Source organism: Methanosarcina sp. 1.H.A.2.2, assembly GCF_000979975.1.
GTDB lineage: Archaea > Halobacteriota > Methanosarcinia > Methanosarcinales > Methanosarcinaceae > Methanosarcina.
Genome location: NZ_JJQL01000073.1, coordinates 16,655 through 32,866, shown reverse-complemented (window position 1 = coordinate 32,866; position 16,212 = coordinate 16,655). Strand labels below are relative to the sequence as shown.

Annotated in this window: 17 protein-coding genes; 10 read left to right on the top strand and 7 right to left on the bottom strand. The window is 45.0% G+C overall.

The annotated features are described in order from the left end of the window. Window positions 1-460 precede the first annotated feature (460 nt). Window positions 461-3,169 carry an FAD-binding and (Fe-S)-binding domain-containing protein gene (locus EO93_RS10840; RefSeq protein ID WP_200898111.1) on the bottom strand — a complete coding sequence of 903 codons (2,709 nt, stop codon included), beginning with the start codon at window positions 3,167-3,169 and terminating at the stop codon, window positions 461-463. A 211-nt stretch (window positions 3,170-3,380) separates the two neighbouring features. On the opposite strand from EO93_RS10840, the gene EO93_RS17515 reads away from it, so the two are divergent. After that, window positions 3,381-3,602, top strand: a complete 222-nt coding sequence (locus EO93_RS17515; protein WP_156161302.1) for a hypothetical protein — start codon at window positions 3,381-3,383, stop codon at window positions 3,600-3,602. A gap of 9 nt (window positions 3,603-3,611) precedes the next feature. Here EO93_RS17515 and EO93_RS16565 read toward each other — a convergent pair whose 3' ends face one another. Continuing rightward, window positions 3,612-4,028, bottom strand: coding sequence for a nuclear transport factor 2 family protein (locus tag EO93_RS16565; protein ID WP_052733463.1), 417 nt, complete (start codon window positions 4,026-4,028; stop codon window positions 3,612-3,614). Between the two features lie 529 nt (window positions 4,029-4,557). On the opposite strand from EO93_RS16565, the gene gatE reads away from it, so the two are divergent. The 4 genes from gatE to EO93_RS10815 all read left to right on the top strand — a co-directional run bounded on the left by gatE (window position 4,558) and on the right by EO93_RS10815 (window position 10,877). Then, window positions 4,558-6,459, top strand: a complete 1,902-nt coding sequence (gene gatE, locus EO93_RS10830) for a Glu-tRNA(Gln) amidotransferase subunit GatE (protein ID WP_048131863.1) — start codon at window positions 4,558-4,560, stop codon at window positions 6,457-6,459. Window positions 6,460-7,103: 644 nt separating this feature from the next. Then, window positions 7,104-7,487, top strand: a complete 384-nt coding sequence (locus tag EO93_RS10825) for a response regulator (protein WP_048131865.1) — start codon at window positions 7,104-7,106, stop codon at window positions 7,485-7,487. A gap of 477 nt (window positions 7,488-7,964) precedes the next feature. Continuing rightward, window positions 7,965-9,443 carry an aldehyde dehydrogenase family protein gene (locus tag EO93_RS10820; protein ID WP_048131867.1) on the top strand — a complete coding sequence of 493 codons (1,479 nt, stop codon included), beginning with the start codon at window positions 7,965-7,967 and terminating at the stop codon, window positions 9,441-9,443. A 96-nt stretch (window positions 9,444-9,539) separates the two neighbouring features. After that, a complete protein-coding gene (locus tag EO93_RS10815) occupies window positions 9,540-10,877 on the top strand; it encodes an aminotransferase class III-fold pyridoxal phosphate-dependent enzyme (RefSeq protein ID WP_235284219.1) in 1,338 nt (445 codons plus the stop codon). A gap of 727 nt (window positions 10,878-11,604) precedes the next feature. On the opposite strand, the gene EO93_RS10810 is transcribed toward EO93_RS10815, so the two are convergent. Next, on the bottom strand, window positions 11,605-12,144 hold the full coding sequence (locus tag EO93_RS10810) for a hypothetical protein (RefSeq protein ID WP_082107628.1): 540 nt from the start codon (window positions 12,142-12,144) through the stop codon (window positions 11,605-11,607). A gap of 181 nt (window positions 12,145-12,325) precedes the next feature. Here EO93_RS10810 and EO93_RS17510 point away from each other — a divergent pair, with 181 nt between their 5' ends. From EO93_RS17510 to EO93_RS16915, 4 genes are all read left to right on the top strand, one after another. Then, window positions 12,326-12,508, top strand: coding sequence for a hypothetical protein (locus EO93_RS17510; protein WP_156161026.1), 183 nt, complete (start codon window positions 12,326-12,328; stop codon window positions 12,506-12,508). Between the two features lie 147 nt (window positions 12,509-12,655). Then, window positions 12,656-12,844, top strand: a complete 189-nt coding sequence (locus tag EO93_RS10805) for a DUF2795 domain-containing protein (protein ID WP_048132990.1) — start codon at window positions 12,656-12,658, stop codon at window positions 12,842-12,844. Window positions 12,845-13,134: 290 nt separating this feature from the next. Beyond that, window positions 13,135-13,308: a hypothetical protein gene (locus EO93_RS17505; RefSeq protein ID WP_156161301.1), complete on the top strand. Its 174-nt coding sequence runs from the start codon at window positions 13,135-13,137 to the stop codon at window positions 13,306-13,308. Window positions 13,309-13,424: 116 nt separating this feature from the next. Further along, window positions 13,425-13,595 (top strand): CxxC-x17-CxxC domain-containing protein, encoded by a 171-nt coding sequence (locus EO93_RS16915; RefSeq protein ID WP_082098476.1) that lies wholly within the window; start codon window positions 13,425-13,427, stop codon window positions 13,593-13,595. Window positions 13,596-13,884: 289 nt separating this feature from the next. Here EO93_RS16915 and EO93_RS10800 read toward each other — a convergent pair whose 3' ends face one another. From EO93_RS10800 to EO93_RS10790, 4 genes are all read right to left on the bottom strand, one after another. Next, complete coding sequence (locus EO93_RS10800; protein ID WP_048132988.1) at window positions 13,885-14,211, bottom strand: hypothetical protein; 327 nt, start codon at window positions 14,209-14,211, stop codon at window positions 13,885-13,887. Window positions 14,212-14,241: 30 nt separating this feature from the next. Next, window positions 14,242-14,802, bottom strand: a complete 561-nt coding sequence (locus EO93_RS10795; RefSeq protein WP_048132985.1) for a toll/interleukin-1 receptor domain-containing protein — start codon at window positions 14,800-14,802, stop codon at window positions 14,242-14,244. A 22-nt stretch (window positions 14,803-14,824) separates the two neighbouring features. Next, window positions 14,825-14,959 (bottom strand): hypothetical protein, encoded by a 135-nt coding sequence (locus EO93_RS18500; protein WP_255350222.1) that lies wholly within the window; start codon window positions 14,957-14,959, stop codon window positions 14,825-14,827. 215 nt (window positions 14,960-15,174) lie between these two features. Further along, window positions 15,175-15,384, bottom strand: coding sequence for a molybdopterin-binding protein (locus EO93_RS10790; protein WP_048132977.1), 210 nt, complete (start codon window positions 15,382-15,384; stop codon window positions 15,175-15,177). Window positions 15,385-15,723: 339 nt separating this feature from the next. Between EO93_RS10790 and EO93_RS10785 the strand changes: the two genes are divergently transcribed. After that, window positions 15,724-16,212: META domain-containing protein (locus EO93_RS10785; RefSeq protein ID WP_235284218.1), on the top strand; the 489-nt coding region annotated here is incomplete at its 3' end.

Genomic DNA, 16,212 nt, shown 5'->3' with positions numbered 1-16,212 from the left:
TGACAACTGTTGTGGAAGTGGAGGCAATTGTCACGACTCTTCACTTAACCGAAGACGCATGAACGAAAATTAAGATATGTCATCCAGATGTATTTTTTTCAGTTTTCATAGTGACCTTTTTAGTCATCATGCTGTATTTGCTCAGTCACCAAAATGGCCTTTTTAGTTATTCTACTGTATTTTCTCGTTTACTCTAATACTACTTTCAGTCTTTACTGTAGAAATCTCTGACATTAATTTAGATAGGTTTTCTACAAAGCCTGAAATTCAGCCGTTTAAAATTCAGAAACTCTGATTTCGGAAGCCAAAAATTCAGAATCCGGAAAATCCATGAAAAATTCGAATTAAAGAAGAAACGCCTGAGGCGCTTCTCCTGCATCGAACCTGCTGATGTTGCAGGTGTAGGAAGCATATTTTTGTTGGAAGCGTTGGTTTTTCGGAAGCTGAAAGGATTCGGGCCTCAATTCTTTTTTCTCATACAGCTTGTACTTAAAAGCTGTCCCGCCTGCTGCATGAAGACGGAAATGGGTTCGGTAGGGTCGAAAACGTATTCGTAACCCAGAGCTTCAACTAACAGGTCCGTGATGTCCTTCTGCCGGATCGGGGCCTGTGCCAGGTTCGAAGCGAAGTTCAGCTGGGACGCGCAGCCTGCGCAGTTAGTGACCACACAGTCGGCGCCTGTGGCAAGGGCCTCTTTCAGGCGGGTTTCAGCGCAATGGGCTACAGTCCCCATGTCGGAAAAGGCAGCGACAAGGCCACAGCAGAGGCTGTTTTCCCTTGAGTGCTCCATCTCTTCCAGCTCCAGACCGGGGATGGCTTTAAGCACGTTTCTGGGCTGGTCGTAGGTATCGAACCACCTCCCTACATGGCAGGAATCGTGGTACGTGACTTTCCTGTCCAGGGGCTTTTCAAACTTCAGTTTCCCTTCACGGACAAGCTCGTCCAGGAGAACTGTTATGTGTTTTGTCTCTATGTCCCAGTCCAGGCCAAGCATCTCTGCCACATGGGGGTAGTGTTCCGTGAAGGTGGCATAGCAGCCAGGGCACGAAATGACAAGGGTCTTAACCCCGCGCTTTTTCATGTTCTCGATGTTCTTTGCCGCGGCTTTTGCAAAGTCCTCCGTGTAGCCCCCAAGTGCCAGGTAGAGCCCGCAGCAGGCTTCCTTTTCCTCGCCGAGGTTCACAAACTCCAGGCCGGCTGCCGTCATAATCCTTGCAATATTCTGGGGCATGTTCTTTGAAACGATGGACGCCCAGCAACCCGGCCAGTAACCGATTGGGCCTTCAGGCAGGGTCCGGATATCGGATTTTACCTCATCGGTGATCCACTCCCTTGCCTCGTCTGGGAGGCCCCAGAAGTTCCCGCTTTTAAGCACGTTTTCCCTGACTGCTGCAAGGCCAGTGTTTTCGAATTTCTTTCCAAGCACGCCCCTGATGTTGATCCAGTGGTGGGCGATTGGGATGTCGGTCTGGCATTTTGCATCGCACTTCTTGCAGGTCGTGCAGTAGAAAAGGGAGTCTGCGGCCTTTTCTTCCAGCTCGATGTTGCCTTTCAGGTACTCGGCAAGGAGGTACCATTTTCCCCTTGGGGAGTTACTCTCCCACGGCCTTGCATCAAAGACCGTACAGCTGCCCCGGCAGGACCCGCACTGGGCACAGACAAAGGCATCTTTCCCGATCTCGGAAGGCATCCGATCCCCAAAATCAAATGGCAATGGCTCGTTTCCGAGCAGGCTGCCCATGCTGCAGACTGCGGATTTGCTCAGGCCCGCCATTTTCATTGCCGCATTCAGGAGTTTGATCGGGGAATTCTTTTCAACCGAGGGGGGCAGGACCTTTCCAGGGTTCATGATGTTAAGAGGGTCTGCCTCTTTCTTATAAGCCACAATTCTCTCAAAGAGCTGTTTTCCCAGGTGCTCCTTTGCATTTTCCGTAAAATACATCCCAAGAGCCGTGAGTTCTCCTCCGTGCTTTTTTGCCAGGTCTGTTGCGACCAGGGATGAGGAGTATTTGAGCGGGAAGGTAAGCTTGCGCTCATCCGCCAGCATGAAGCCCATCATGGTCAGCTTTTCCGGCGTTACCATGATCCCTTCGAAGACAAAGCCTCCCTTAAACTTCCCTTCTACAGCTTTGAGGTAGGCGGCAAGTGAACCAAGAGGGATGACCATCTCATTGGCCACGACAGAAGGCCCAAGGCGCTTGAGGCGCATGGAGTAGAAGCGGTTTTTCCACTCATGGAGGGCGAGTTCCGTGGAGAGGATTTTACCTGCGTGTCGCTGTACGGTCTTTTCAAGGGGCTGCCCGACTTCCAGGGCCCGGGATTCGGGGTAGACAAAAAGGGCGAGGTACCTTCCTTCAGGCAGCAGCTTTTCCCCGTGGGCCTCCTGGCTCAACTTTGCAAAGCCTGGGGTCTGGATATGCACGGACCAGAGCCTGAGCCCGGAATCTCTTATTTCTTTGAGGGCAGATTCCAGTTTCCCGGCATCAGGGAATGTGGCGAGCAGGGGAATATCAGTATCGGCTTTCCGGACCCTGAGCTTTACTTTTGTGATAAGGCCGGTGATCCCTTCAAGCCCGTAGGCCAGGTCCAGGTCGGAGTTTTTCAGTACTTTAAGCTCTCCTTTAGGGCCTGCAATTTCCACGGAGACCAGGTTCTCCCTAAAGTTTCCATACTCGAAACTTCCTATCCCGCTCCCGCCCTGGGCTACCCAGCCCCCTACAGTGGAACCCGGGGCGCTGCTTGGATAGAGGCGCAGTACAAGCCCTTTTTTCTTCAGGTCCTCTTCAAGCTGCTCCCAGGTAATTCCTGGCTCGACTTCCACAGTTTCGGTTTTCAGGTCTGTTCCAAGCACCTTTTTCATCCGGACAAAATCGACAACAATTCCACCGGCTGCAGGTACGGCTCCTCCAAAGCCGCTGGTCGCTCCACCTCTCGGGACCAGGGGAATTTTGTGTTCTGAAGCAAGCTTGATGAGTCCGGCTACTTCAGAGGAATCCACAGGCTGCACCACGGCATCTGGCAGGGTTGAAATGGTCTTTAGTACCATTCCAGGAAGGGCTGCAATGTCATGGGAATAGAGTAACCTTTCCAGCTTCTCAAAAGAAACCCGGTCTTTGAAAAGGGATTTGAGGCTGCCCTGCAAATCGGTATGTTTTCCGTTTTGTGTCAAGAGAAATCCTCTCAATATCCTTTTTTAGAATAAGCTCCACATTTTTCATATGTTTACTGTGTTAATTATGTATGTCAAAAGGGTTATTTAACGGTTGTGTATGGTATGTACAAAATCAATCATTTCCATATGTCCAACCTTTTTTCTCTTTCCGGGTCAGGAGTTTGAAGGTCAAAAATCCTGACAAAAAGATCGAGTTTCGTATTTTTGCGTGCCAGAAGTTGTCAGGACAGACAGTGTAAAGATAACGAGGGTGTCGAGCAGGACAGGCTTTTCCACAGGCTCAACCCCGGAAATATTCAAAATGACGTTGAGTAAGATTATCACCCCCATCAAAATTTTAATCCAAACAATCTCTTCGGATATTTTGGGCAAGTGCCCGCTACAAGCAAAAAATAAAAAAGGAGAATTAAATATCGTTTTTAATCCCTGAAAGGATCATTTAATCAAAAAATTGACTTTGATCAGGGAAAGAAAAATGCCCCTGCACAATGAGCCAGCTGTCCCCGCGTTTCTCAAGTACCTCTGTGACCCGGGACGAAAATCTAAGTTTTTGCCCATCTACTTTTGCCTTTAAAACAGCATCAATAGCCACCCAGGCTACGTTGCCGGCTGCTGAAATTGAAGTCCAGTTGTATTCGAGAGCCGGGTCCTCGATTTGAGACCAATCGCGCTCAAACTGAGCTCTTATTTCCTCAAACCCGACACGTTTCTCGTCTGCGCCGGTGCCGTACATTACAACATCGGCATCCGGAGCAATAAGGGACATTGCGCTTTTCAGGTCGCGTCTGGCGTAACTCTCTGCAAATTTATCCAGAACATCCTTAACTGCTTTTTCGGTCACACTATCTGCGTTCATGTATTTTTTCCTCAAAATAATTAGCTAAGGCAGAATAACAATAGAAGAATTTAAAGATTGTCCTTCGGCGATTTATAGGATTGTTTTATGAGCGGGTTTTTAAGAGCCGGATCTTTTTCGTATGCAAAAGCAGGAATAGAGATGGCTGTGTTTTACGATTCTCTCTACTAAGAGCAATCAAGCTCTACTAACTCATTTTATGATGAAAAAAGAGTCCGTAATTACTTCAATCTTATATACAGAGATACCTTTATACATTCTACCACACCTTTTACATTAAGTTTCTTACTGACAATAGCCGATAACTACCAGCGCAGCACCTAAAAGAGCTAAGAGAGGAAACAAGCGCAGAAAGAGGGTTTAAATATAAGAGGAAAAAATAGCGAGCCGATGGGCTTAAAAGTGAAGGAAGAGCAAAAAGAGTTAGATTTGAAGGAATAATTAAAGGACAGCTAAAGGAAAACTGAAGGAAAATTTAGAGTGAATTAAAAAGGATTAAGGCGCTTCCTGCTTAGATTCGGGTGAAAATATGGAAAAATACGATTACAGTGAACTTGGGCTGAAAGCCGGGCTTGAAATTCACCAGCAGCTGGATTCGAAGGAGAAGCTTTTCTGCAGGTGCCCTACCCTGATCAGGGACATCGGGGATTCGGACTTCGAATTTTTCAGGTATCTGAGGGCTACGGAAAGTGAAATGGGAGAAAAGGATAGGGCTGCGGTGGAGCAGACAAAGATCAGGAGAAAGTATATCTATAAGGCATATGACACGACCTGCCTTATCGAAAATGATGAAGAGCCACCAAGGGAACTCAATAAGGAAGCCCTGAACATTTCCCTCGGGGTTGCAAAGCTCTTCAACATGAAACCTGTCGACCAGATGCATGTAATGAGAAAGATCGTTGTGGACGGGTCAAATACCAGCGGCTTTCAGAGGACTGCTTTTCTTGCAAGCGATGGGTACATTGAAACCTCGGAAGGCCACTGTGGGATTGACAGCCTTTGTGTGGAAGAGGAAGCTGCCCAGAAAATAGAGGAAATAGGAGACTCAATAGTCTATTCTCTGGACAGGCTCGGGATTCCACTTGTCGAAATTGCAACTGCGCCTGATATCAAATCCCCGAGGCAAGCCCGTGAGGTTGCAGAGTATATCGGGATGGTTCTCAGGTCTACAGGGAAGGTGAAGAGAGGGCTTGGCACGATCAGGCAGGACGTCAACATCTCAATTGCCAGAGGTGCAAGAGTCGAAATCAAAGGAGTACAGGCCCTTGACCTCATAGAAGACATTGTCCGCAGGGAAGTCGAAAGGCAATTGAACCTGCTTTTTATCAGGCAAGAACTCCTTGAAAGAAAAGCCTTTGTTTGCGAGGAGATCTATGATGTAACAGGGCTTTTCATGGACACGAAGTCCAAGGTCCTGCAAAAAGGCGTAAAGAAAGGCGCAATCCTTGCCGCTCTCCTCAGGAAATTCAATGGGCTTGTAGGCAAGGAAGTCCAGCCAGGGAGAAGGCTCGGGACTGAGTTTTCGGACAGGGCAAAGACCGCAGGTGTGGGAGGAATTTTCCACACGGACGAACTTCCTAACTACGGGATAACTGAAAAGGAAGTCCAGGCTGTCAGGGACGCTATCGGCGCAAACCCTGAAGATGCTGTCATCATGGTTGCAGACGAACCTGAAAAATCCAGGCTTGCAATTGAGGCAGTAATTAAAAGGGCAAAAGAAGCCTTTGAGGGAATCCCTGAAGAGACCAGAAAGGCCCTTCCGGAAGGAAATTCTGCTTATATGCGCCCTCTCCCCGGCGCGGCAAGGATGTACCCCGAAACCGATGTACCCCAGATCGAAATCTCACAGGAATATTTTGGTTCCATAGAGCCTCCGGAACTCCTGACAGAAAGGGCAAAGCGTTTTGTCTCCGAAAGTGGCCTGAATAAAGAGCTTGCCGAAAAAATGGCTTACTCAAAGCATCTGCCTCTCTTTGAGACCCTCCTGAAAACCTACAGGAAGGACGCAAATGTTAACTCAACCCTGATTGCCAGAACCATTTTAGGAATCGTCCCTGAGATCAGGAGAAATGGTGTTGAGACGGACAACCTCACAGATGAACATTTCATTGAGCTTTTTGCAGCCATTTCTAACCAGGAAATTGCAAAAGAAGCCATTCAGGACCTTCTTGCCGCCCTTGCAAAAGAGCCTGAACTGACAGCTCAGCAAGCAATTTCAAAGCTCGGCCTGAGCGCCTTTGATCCCGAGGAAATCGAAAATTTCATTAAAAAGATGGTCCGGGAAAGAGGAGATTTCATCAAAGACAAAGGCCCTGCTGCCCTCGGTCCTCTCATGGGCATTGTCATGAAGGAGTACAGAGGCACGGTTGACGGAAAAGTCCTGAGCCATATGCTGAAAAAAGAGATCGATAACTTTATCAATCAGGGATAAAATCCCTGGTTTTTTTTCTGCATCTGCTTTTCCTTTTATTTCTTTTCCCGTTATTTCTTTTCCCGTTATTTCTTTTCCCGTTATTCTTTTATCTCTACTTTTTCGCTTTTATTATTTCCATTTCCCCTTATCTTCTGGTTCTACTTTCTCCACTACTTTTTCCTTATATCTTTTGGATCTGTTTTTTCAGTTGTTTTTTCTTGCCATTTTGTTCCTACTTAATCTCTCTTATTTGTTTCGTATCTTCACAAATTAGTTTCCAAAGCAAAAAAATATTCTTTGTAGAAAACAAATAAAATAGTCATAAAATCCTGGCAGCTTATAGAAGAGGATATTTACGTAAGTTAACTTTTTATATTAACTAAAATATCTTCTTACTTACAGCATAAAAATTTAGTTGGTAAGTATGCTCTAATGGTATTTCAAAACCATACAATATCATAAGACTTAATTCCTGTCTGTTGGGGTTGAGCTTGCAAAAGGGGGATAGAAGTATGAAATTATACCTTAGCTCAGCATATCTCAGCTTCACATAGAAACCACCAAAAATGCCACCTTGACTATAAAATCTCTTACCAGTAAATGAGGAACGCGACAGTTCCTTATTTAACGCTGCAAAATCATAAAGCTAAGGAGAAAACCCCATGAAAGTACTGCTTGTAGACGACGACCCAGTATTCCTGGAGCTATCAAAAACGTTCTTAGAAGTGTTCCACGACATAAACTCCGATACAGTGGAATCTGCAGGACAGGCTCTCGAGAAGTTAGATGAACTCTCGTATGATGTAGTAGTTTCGGATTATGATATGCCTTATATGGATGGCATTTCATTTTTGAGAACTATCCGTGATAAGAGAATTAATATACCTTTCATCCTTTTTACAGGAGTGGGCAAAGAAGAAGTTATGAACCGAGCTATCGAAAACGGTGCAGATTCCTTTATTCAGAAAAGAGGAGATCCTAAAGCTCAGTACTCCGAACTTTCAAAGCGGATCTGGCAGATTGTTAGCAGTAAGTCAGGTTACTGATTATTGTAAAGAAATAATTTGAATCTCTGAAAGAAGCAGCTTTAGTTTCTGTCAGGTATAGGGATAGTAATCACATTTAATCAACCATTTTTTAGTTAACCCTTTTTAGTTAACCCATTTTTAGTTAACCCATTTTTAGTTAACCTTTTTTTAGTTAACCTTTTTTAGTTAACCTTTTTTTAGTTAACCCATTTTTATTTGACTATTTTTAAATATTATTTATGTAACGCTTTCCTCTCTTTTCTATGTTTATCTGAATCACTTTTTTTATCTATCCACTGAGTTTTCTGGTGATGCTCGAAAAAACAACCATGTAAAGGTAAGACTGTCAGGCTTTCTTTTTATTCATCTCTGCTATTACTGCGAAAAGGTTTCAATAAATAACAGTAGAATACTCTGAAATTATTTCGGTTCAGCCGAATCCTTTTTCTGGATATATTTATGTGGTATTATATTCATTGCTTTTAGAGGGATTTTGTGGTTCTGGAGTACAAATTGCTTATAGGTGGAGAGTCGAGAGACTCGTCAACAGGAGAAACTTTTGATGATATCAATCCGGCTACTCTTGAAAACCTTGCTACGATACAGGTAGCCGGGAACGAGGATGTGGACAGGGCAGTTGAGGCTGCCGAGGAGGGATTCAGGGTATGGAGCGAAGTTCCGGCTCCCAGAAGGGCTGAAGTGCTCTTCAGGGCTGCTCGCATCTTGCAGGAGAGAAAGGAAGATCTTGCCATACTCATGACAGAAGAGATGGGGAAGGTGCTGCCCGAAACAAGGGGAGATGTACAGGAAGCAATAGACATCACCAATTATGCCGCAGGGGAAGGCAGGCGGATGTTGGGGGAGACAACGACTTCCGAACTCAAGGACAAGTTCTGCATGACCGTGCTCAGGCCGATAGGAGTTGTGGGCATGATAACACCCTGGAACTTTCCTATTGCAATTCCCAGCTGGAAGATCATGCCAGCCCTTATAGCAGGAAATGCAATCGTGTTCAAACCTTCAAGCGACACGCCCCTGCTTGCAATTAAACTCGTCGAAATCCTGATGGAAGCAGGCCTGCCTCCCGGAGTGGTAAACATTGTGCCCGGACCCGGAGGAAGCGTTGGAAAAGCCATAGTCCAGCATCCCCGAATAAAAGCAATTTCATTTACAGGAAGCCTTGAAACCGGGAAATGGATCATGGGAGAATGTGCAAAAACGATAAAGCGGGTCTCTCTGGAACTGGGGGGCAAAAATCCGGTAATTGTCATGGATGATGCCGACCTTGAACTTGCTCTTGAAGGCGTGCTCTGGGGGGCTTTCGGGACAACAGGCCAGCGCTGCACGGCTACGAGCAGGCTGATCCTGCACGAAAAAATAAAGGACGAGTTTATAACAAGGCTGCTTGCAAAAACAAAATCTCTCAGGATAGGAAACGGGATTCTGCCTGAAACGGACATCGGGCCTGTAATCAATAAAGCCCAGCTTGAGAAAATAGAGAGGTACGTCAGGATAGGAAAAGAAGAAGGTGCAACTCTCCTGCTCGGGGGAAATACCATAGATCCCGGGCTTCCGGGCTATTTTTTTGAACCGACTATCTTTACGGATGTCAGGCCGGATATGAGGATTGCACAGGAAGAGATCTTCGGGCCTGTGCTCAGCATCATTACGGTTTCAGGGCTTGATGAAGCAATTGAAGTTGCCAATAACACCAGATACGGGCTTTCCTCGGCAATTTACACTGAAAATGTTGGAAACGCCTTCAGGGCGATTAAAAAGATCGAAGCCGGGATCACATATGTTAATGCCCCTACAATAGGTGCCGAAGTCCATCTTCCCTTCGGGGGCGTAAAAGGAACCGGAAACGGGTTCAGGGAAGCCGGGACAGAAGCAATCAAAGAATTCACAGAGGTAAAAGCCGTGTACATAGACTACAGCGGCAGGCTGCAGAAAGCCCAGATAGATACGGAATGAAATATGGGAAGAGGGTGAATCATTCTGGATTACACGAAGCCGGAAAGGCTTGAAAAATGGAAAAACTTTGAAAAAACAGAACAATCAGAGGACGCTATGAGGACGCTGGAAACCGATCATGGTTTTTTCGAACAGGACACAGGGTTGCTTGATATGGTTGGCCCAAAAGCCAGGGAGATCATAGGGCAGGACTGCAATGTAATATCTGCATGTGTAGCCCGTCCCTATCCTCTGGTTGTTGACAGGGCAAATGGTTCCATAGTCAAAGACATAGACGGAAAAGAGTACATTGATTTCGTTGCAGGGATTGCTGTCATGAATGCAGGCTACTCAAACCCGGAGGTTAAAGCCGCCATCTCAGCCCAGCTGGATAAAATGTTTCACTGCGGATACGGGGACTTTTTTGCCGAGCCTCCATTAAAGCTTGCAAAAAAACTAAGAGAGCTTGCAGGCTACTCAAAGGTCTTTTACTGCAACAGCGGGACCGAAGCTGTAGAAGCTGCAATGAAACTTGCTCTATGGAAGACAAAGCGCCAGAACTTTATCTCTTTTTATAATGCTTTCCACGGCCGAACCCTGGGCGCTCTTTCCCTGACCTGCTCTAAAGTCCGGCAAAAGGAGTATTTCCCTACCCTCCGGACAGTGCACACCCATTATGCCTACTGTTACCGCTGCCCCATGAAACTTGAATACCCCTCCTGCGGAATCGAATGCGCAAAGCAGATTGAAAACCTGATTTTCCGAAAGGAACTGAGCCCCGAAGACACTGCTGCCGTTTTCACTGAGCCCATCCAGGGAGAGGGAGGTTATATAGTCCCGCCTCCGGAGTTCCACAAGGAAGTAAGAAAAATCTGCACGGATAATGACGTTCTCCTTGTAGCTGATGAAGTCCAGACAGGCTGTTTCAGGACAGGCCCCTTCCTTGCCATGGAAAACTTTGAGGTAAGGGCTGATATTACCTGCCTTGCAAAAGCCCTTGGCGGAGGCCTCCCTATGGGCGCAATGCTTGCAGATCGCAACCTTATGGACTGGCCTCCTGGTGTCCACTCTAACACCTTCGGCGGAAATCTCCTTTCCTCAGCTGCATCTCTCGCTTCCCTTGAATTTCTGGAAAAGGAAAATATAGAAAACCATGTCAGAGAAATGGGAGCGCATATCCGGCAGCGCCTCAGGGAGTTTCAGGAGAATTTCCCCTGCATAGGAGATGTTCGCGGCCTTGGCCTTATGATAGGTGCAGAAATCGTAAAATCCGACAAATCCATAGACCCTATCAGAAGGGACAGGATTATCAGAGAAGCGTTTAAAGAAGGAGTTATTCTCCTCCCCTGCGGAGACTCTGTAATCCGCTTCTCTCCACCCCTCGTCATGACCGACGAAGAAGCCGACCTCGGGCTCGACAAATTCGAAAAATCTCTGAGAAGAGCGGCGAGGTAAAGGCAGAATAAAAGTGCAACATATGACTTTCATTTAAGCCGCATCGTTGGAAGAAGTTCTGATAAGAATAGGCCGGAGCAAACTTAATAGCTGTCTCCGGTCTTTCTGTCACCGTACATAGCACGGGCCCCGCTGAAAAAAAGAGAAGTTAAAAAAGGCCGCGACTAATTTAAAAAAAAATAAATGTATAAATGACTTTTATGGTATATTTTGATAAAGTAACGGCTCATGAAGGCTATTTTCAAATAATCCTCTATTTAAAACTGGCAAAAGTTTTTTAATTAATAACCGCATATTTAGTATTATGGATTATGAGAGCAATGAACGGGTTGAGAACGATAGTTCAGCTTTGATTGTTTTTATAACTATAATTGCAATTGCAGTCAGCCTTCTAGGAATAATGGTGTCTATAAGGTGAACTACTCCTGGCTAAAGCATCGGAGCTTTCTCCCTTATGACCCGTAACTGAAGTAACCCATTTTCCGCAGTTATATCTAAAAAACGGCTATTTTTTTCATTAAGTCAGTAAATTAGAACTTCGTAAGAAAATCTCTTAGTCAGTCTCATAAGAAGAGATGAACTACGGGATACACGGAAAACTATCTCAGGTCTTCTATTTCCGTGTTTTTTCCGCAGTTACATAACTTTTTAAAAGAAAAGAGCAGTTTAACTGCCCCACATCAAAAAGTAGTATAAAAAAGTAGTAAATTCTTTTACAGACCTTTTTTTACTTCCTGTCTTTTTCAGCATTCTTCAGCTTCTCTTCGGTGCTGCTGAGAGTAATCAATTTGCTTTCAACAAGCCCAATCGGAAGGTCTGCGCCAAGGGTGAGCGAGCCGACTTTATTTCCTGCAAGAGTCCTCCCGGGCAGGTCAGGCATGACCTCAAGCTCTTTTCCGACAGGCGTTTCAGGGTATTCGGTTTTGAGCTCGGAAAGAGGGCTGGAAAGAGCACCGGATACAAGTCCAAGGTCAGAGTCGGAAACAAGCCTCGGATGGGCTTCGGAACTCAGGCGGGGCTGCCCGAGAGGAGAAAGCCCGAGATCTCGCGTCGGAGAGAGCCGGTTGTTAAAGTCAGGTAAAAGGCCACTGAGCTGGTCAAGGGCAGGGCTTGAAAAAGTAGAAGATCCATCAGTAGAAGTGGAATGCACGGCAGGCGACCTTTCATGGTTTTCACGAGCTGCACGGTCAGAAAGGTGTGAAGGTAAAACGGAATCTTCGGATTTGCTGCTATTCATAGCTGTAGGATTGTCACGATGGTATATCAATTATACGAGGGCTTTTCCTTCCTTGTTCAGCCATATTTTTTCAGTTCTCTTTTTTGTTGTCCATCTTTATAGGTAGAAGCGTAAAATCCCCGGATCTTTAGCCCAGGGATTATAAGCGTCAACTTCTCCCACTTTCGTTTTTCTATTCGCTGCATTAATATAATTTCCAACCAATTGTATATTGCTTTCCTACTGTGATAACCAGGCCAACGGAAAGCAACCAGTTAAACCGGTACCCGAAGGGTTAGGGGTTGCACTGGTAAACCGGATGCCGAAAGGCAGCTCTAAATCAATACATACGGGATGCGGGGACGAGCTTGGGGACTTACTGGTAATTGGTTGGGGGAATGAACCAGGGACATGAACCAGGGATATGAACCCGGACACCCTTTAAATCTTTAGATTTAGTGGGTAGTTAACAAGATTTACGAGAACAAATCCAGTAAAGGTTCAGAAGGTGTTCGAAGGCATTAATGCGTTCGATAAAAAATACGCCACATGGGGGAATTTTATGCAAACAAGTCCTATCGAAGTCCAGAAAGCTTTAAAAGATATGGGTTATCCTGCAGAGAAGAAGAAACTTATTGAACACGCTAAAAAGCACAAAGCCAGCAGTAAGGTAATGGAGGTCCTCGAAGAACTTCCAGAGAAGGAGTATACCAACGCTGCCGACGTCAGCAAGGCGTTTTCAGGAAAGTAACTTTGCTCAGAGTGAACCCGCACTCAAGTGGGAGGCAACTTATATTCAACTCAACAATTAACTGCACTTTTTGATATATTTCTTACGGTTTGGGTTCTTGTTTATATGTATTAATATTTCCTGGGCCGACTATAAAACATGAATTCGGTTGAGATTCAGGAAGCTATGAATCAGGTGTTATATCTACGGTTTCCTCTTCTCACTACCTTTTAACGCTGAAGCCCCCGGATTCAGGATAAAGCAGGGATAAAACGGTTAGCCTTCTACCAGCGATTCTTCGGTGAAGCCTAATGGGTCTGGAACACGACAGGAACTACTTTTCCGGAAAGTTAGATTCAGTCGAAAGGGGGTCATTAACTGACAGGGAAGGTTGTAAAAACATCTGGTTTAAGAACTTAAAATACACTTCTAGAGACTTAAAACAGCTCAAACCTGATGCAACAACAATAAATATCACCGTGTAAGATATTAATCATTCAATTAGTTCATTGAGACACACCAAAGAATGGCACATTCATAAGTGCGGCTCTTTTGAATTATTTGATCTAAAGCCATAATATAACGTATAAGGGGGAAATCTATGGAGCGAAAAGATTACCAGAGCAGGGGTCGGGATTCCGGTAGAGGGCCGCAGAAGATGTACAAAGCAAAATGTTCTGATTGTGATCAAGAAACAGAGGTGCCTTTTGAACCAGACCCTGACAGACCAGTCTACTGCAGGGAGTGCTATGCAAAAAGAAAGAGCAGATAATTCTAAACATGATCTGATAGTATACTTTTAACAGATACGCTTCTTACAGATGACTTCTAACTTACTTCTGAAATCTTCATCTGTATTTTTAATTTTTACCATCTTTTCCTTCTCTACGGTACACCTCAACCATGTTCCTTATCATTCTTAGACTCTATTCTATCATTTTTTGACCCTACTTCCGGTCCTCCCTGATTCTAACTCAAATATTTTTCTCAAGTTATTTACTCAAGTTATTTACTCAAGTTATTTACTCAAGTTATTTACTCAAGTTATTTACTCAAGTTATTTACTCAAGTTCTCTTTCTAACTTTGTTATATCGAACCATACTCTGAAAAGTTCGTCTTTTCCTGTATCCTTGATGTCAATTTCTACGGATTGAGTCAGTGTAGCTTTAATTGTTTCCCATTCTTCCCTGCGGATATCAACAATTTCCCAGGGGCCGGCAGAACTGTCTTTTACTCTGTCCCGGGAAAGCTGTAACAGCAGGTGTTTCTTTTCTGCAGGAGTAAGATCTTCAATACCCCTTATTTCAGACTCTTTCACTGTAGCCTTCCCCATTTTGGATTGAACTGCCATGTTTTCTCCAGATTCGTCTTTGATTCTTTTTTCCATGAATTCACCTCCCTGCCTGGGTTAGAATGTTCAGGGCGTGGGCCTGAAGGTCCTTGGGTCAAGGTAAATATTTCTCTGGCAGTAGCTGCAGATAGTCTCAAGGTGTTTTCCTGCAAGAAGAGCTCTCTCCACCTCTTCTTCCGGGGTGATATACTGGGTCATTTCCTCTCCGCAGTAAGGGCATTTTATCTTCAGCCAGTCCAGTTTCGTAAGCTGCCTTATATTCTGTATGAGCTTTCCCAGAGCATCCTCATAGTTTTCAGGGTAAAAATTAATCGGCTGGAGATGGTGTATAAGGATAGGCAGTTCAACTCCTGCCTCTGCCAGCGGAATTATTAACTGGTCGGCTCCTACAGCCAGCCCGATCTCCTGATTCACCTCCGGGGATAACATTCCTTCCTGTGTGATGATCGGGATAACGCAGTCTGACTGCCGGATGCCAAAACGTATTCTTTCAGCCAGGGAAAGAATTCGAGCTTTTCTATACAGGGACGAGAAGCTCTCCAGTTCCACTGTCCAGAGAGTCCGTGCCAGTTCCTGGGCAAGCGGTTCGTCCTGTTCGCAATGAGAAATGTAAACCTTTGTGATCATGCCTGCTGTACTTGACCTGTTATTATCTGGTTTTTCCGGGTTTATGTTCGGTCTCCGGTTCAGGTTCAGGTATCGGTTCGGGTGAAGGAACCGGCTGCGGTTCCGGATAAGGTATTGGCTCCGGCTGTAAAGATGGTTTTTTGTCTTCTTTTCCCAAAAATAACTCCCCCTCTATCAATAACACTACTTTCTGAACAATTTATTTTCCTGGTGGTTTGCTTTGTTATTTTTCTATTTCACGTTGCTAAATTTGCTCCATTGAGGATAAGCTCTTAATAACCTGCCTTATTGAGAACCCGGTTGTCAAGTTTTTTTGATTAGCAATACCGAACCATGCAGTATGCAGGAACCATGCAGTTCCGGACTCATAGTTTAATCAGAGGCTAACATGACACTTGTGGCTTTAATTACTGCGTAGACCTCATGCCCTTCTTTCAAACCCAGCTTTTCAGCGGAACTTTTTGTGATAATGGAAGTGATCTCGGTGCCACCCGGAAGTTCGACTACGATTTCCGAGTTAACTGATCCGTGTGTTATGCTTTTGACTTTACCTTTAAGGACATTGCGTGCGCTTATTTTCACTCTTATCCTCCGATTCAGGTTTTTATTTATTAATCAATATGGTTAGTCTTGTGAATTAAAGAAGCATAGGAATCTGGTTTCCTGAACTTAGTTACTGAATCCTAAGACTTCATTTCTATAGTTACGGATTTGGTCTTTTCACCCGTGCAAAGAATGCATATCCCCGAAAAATCCCCTTCTGCTGAAAAATGGAAATATACAAAATAGAACATATAGGCATATCATATTCTGCAAAACTATTAAAAAAATATTCAGATTACTGCGAATCAAACTGCAGCTTAAACAAAAGATATATTTAAATGACGCATCTTCCCATGTAATCAGTTTACGAGGCATATAATGAAAATGAAAATTGCATCTATAGGCATGGTTTTACTCCTTACCATAGGGGTTATAACCGTGGTCTCCTTCTCGCTTGGCTGTACTGAGCAGGAAGAAACTCCTGATAAACCTGCAGAGAACACTACTGTTGAACCCGCAGAAAACACTTCTGTTGAACCTGCAGATAACACTTCTACCGAATCCGCAGAAAGCACCCCTGCCAAACCTGCAGAAAGCACACCTACCGAACCTGCAGAAACCACTATCCCGGAACTCGAACCAATTTCTGCCGATGCTATTACCGGTATTGAATGGCAGTGGGCCAGTTTCCAGGACTCTGATAGCCCTGAAAACCAGATAATGGTTCCTTACTCTGAGAACTATACGCTTGCCTTCTCCCCTGACGGTACATATCATATCAAAGCCGACTGCAACAGCGGAAGTGGAACCTATACTCTGGAAGGAAACAACTTAACCCTTGGTCCGGCTGCCATTACGCTTATGGCA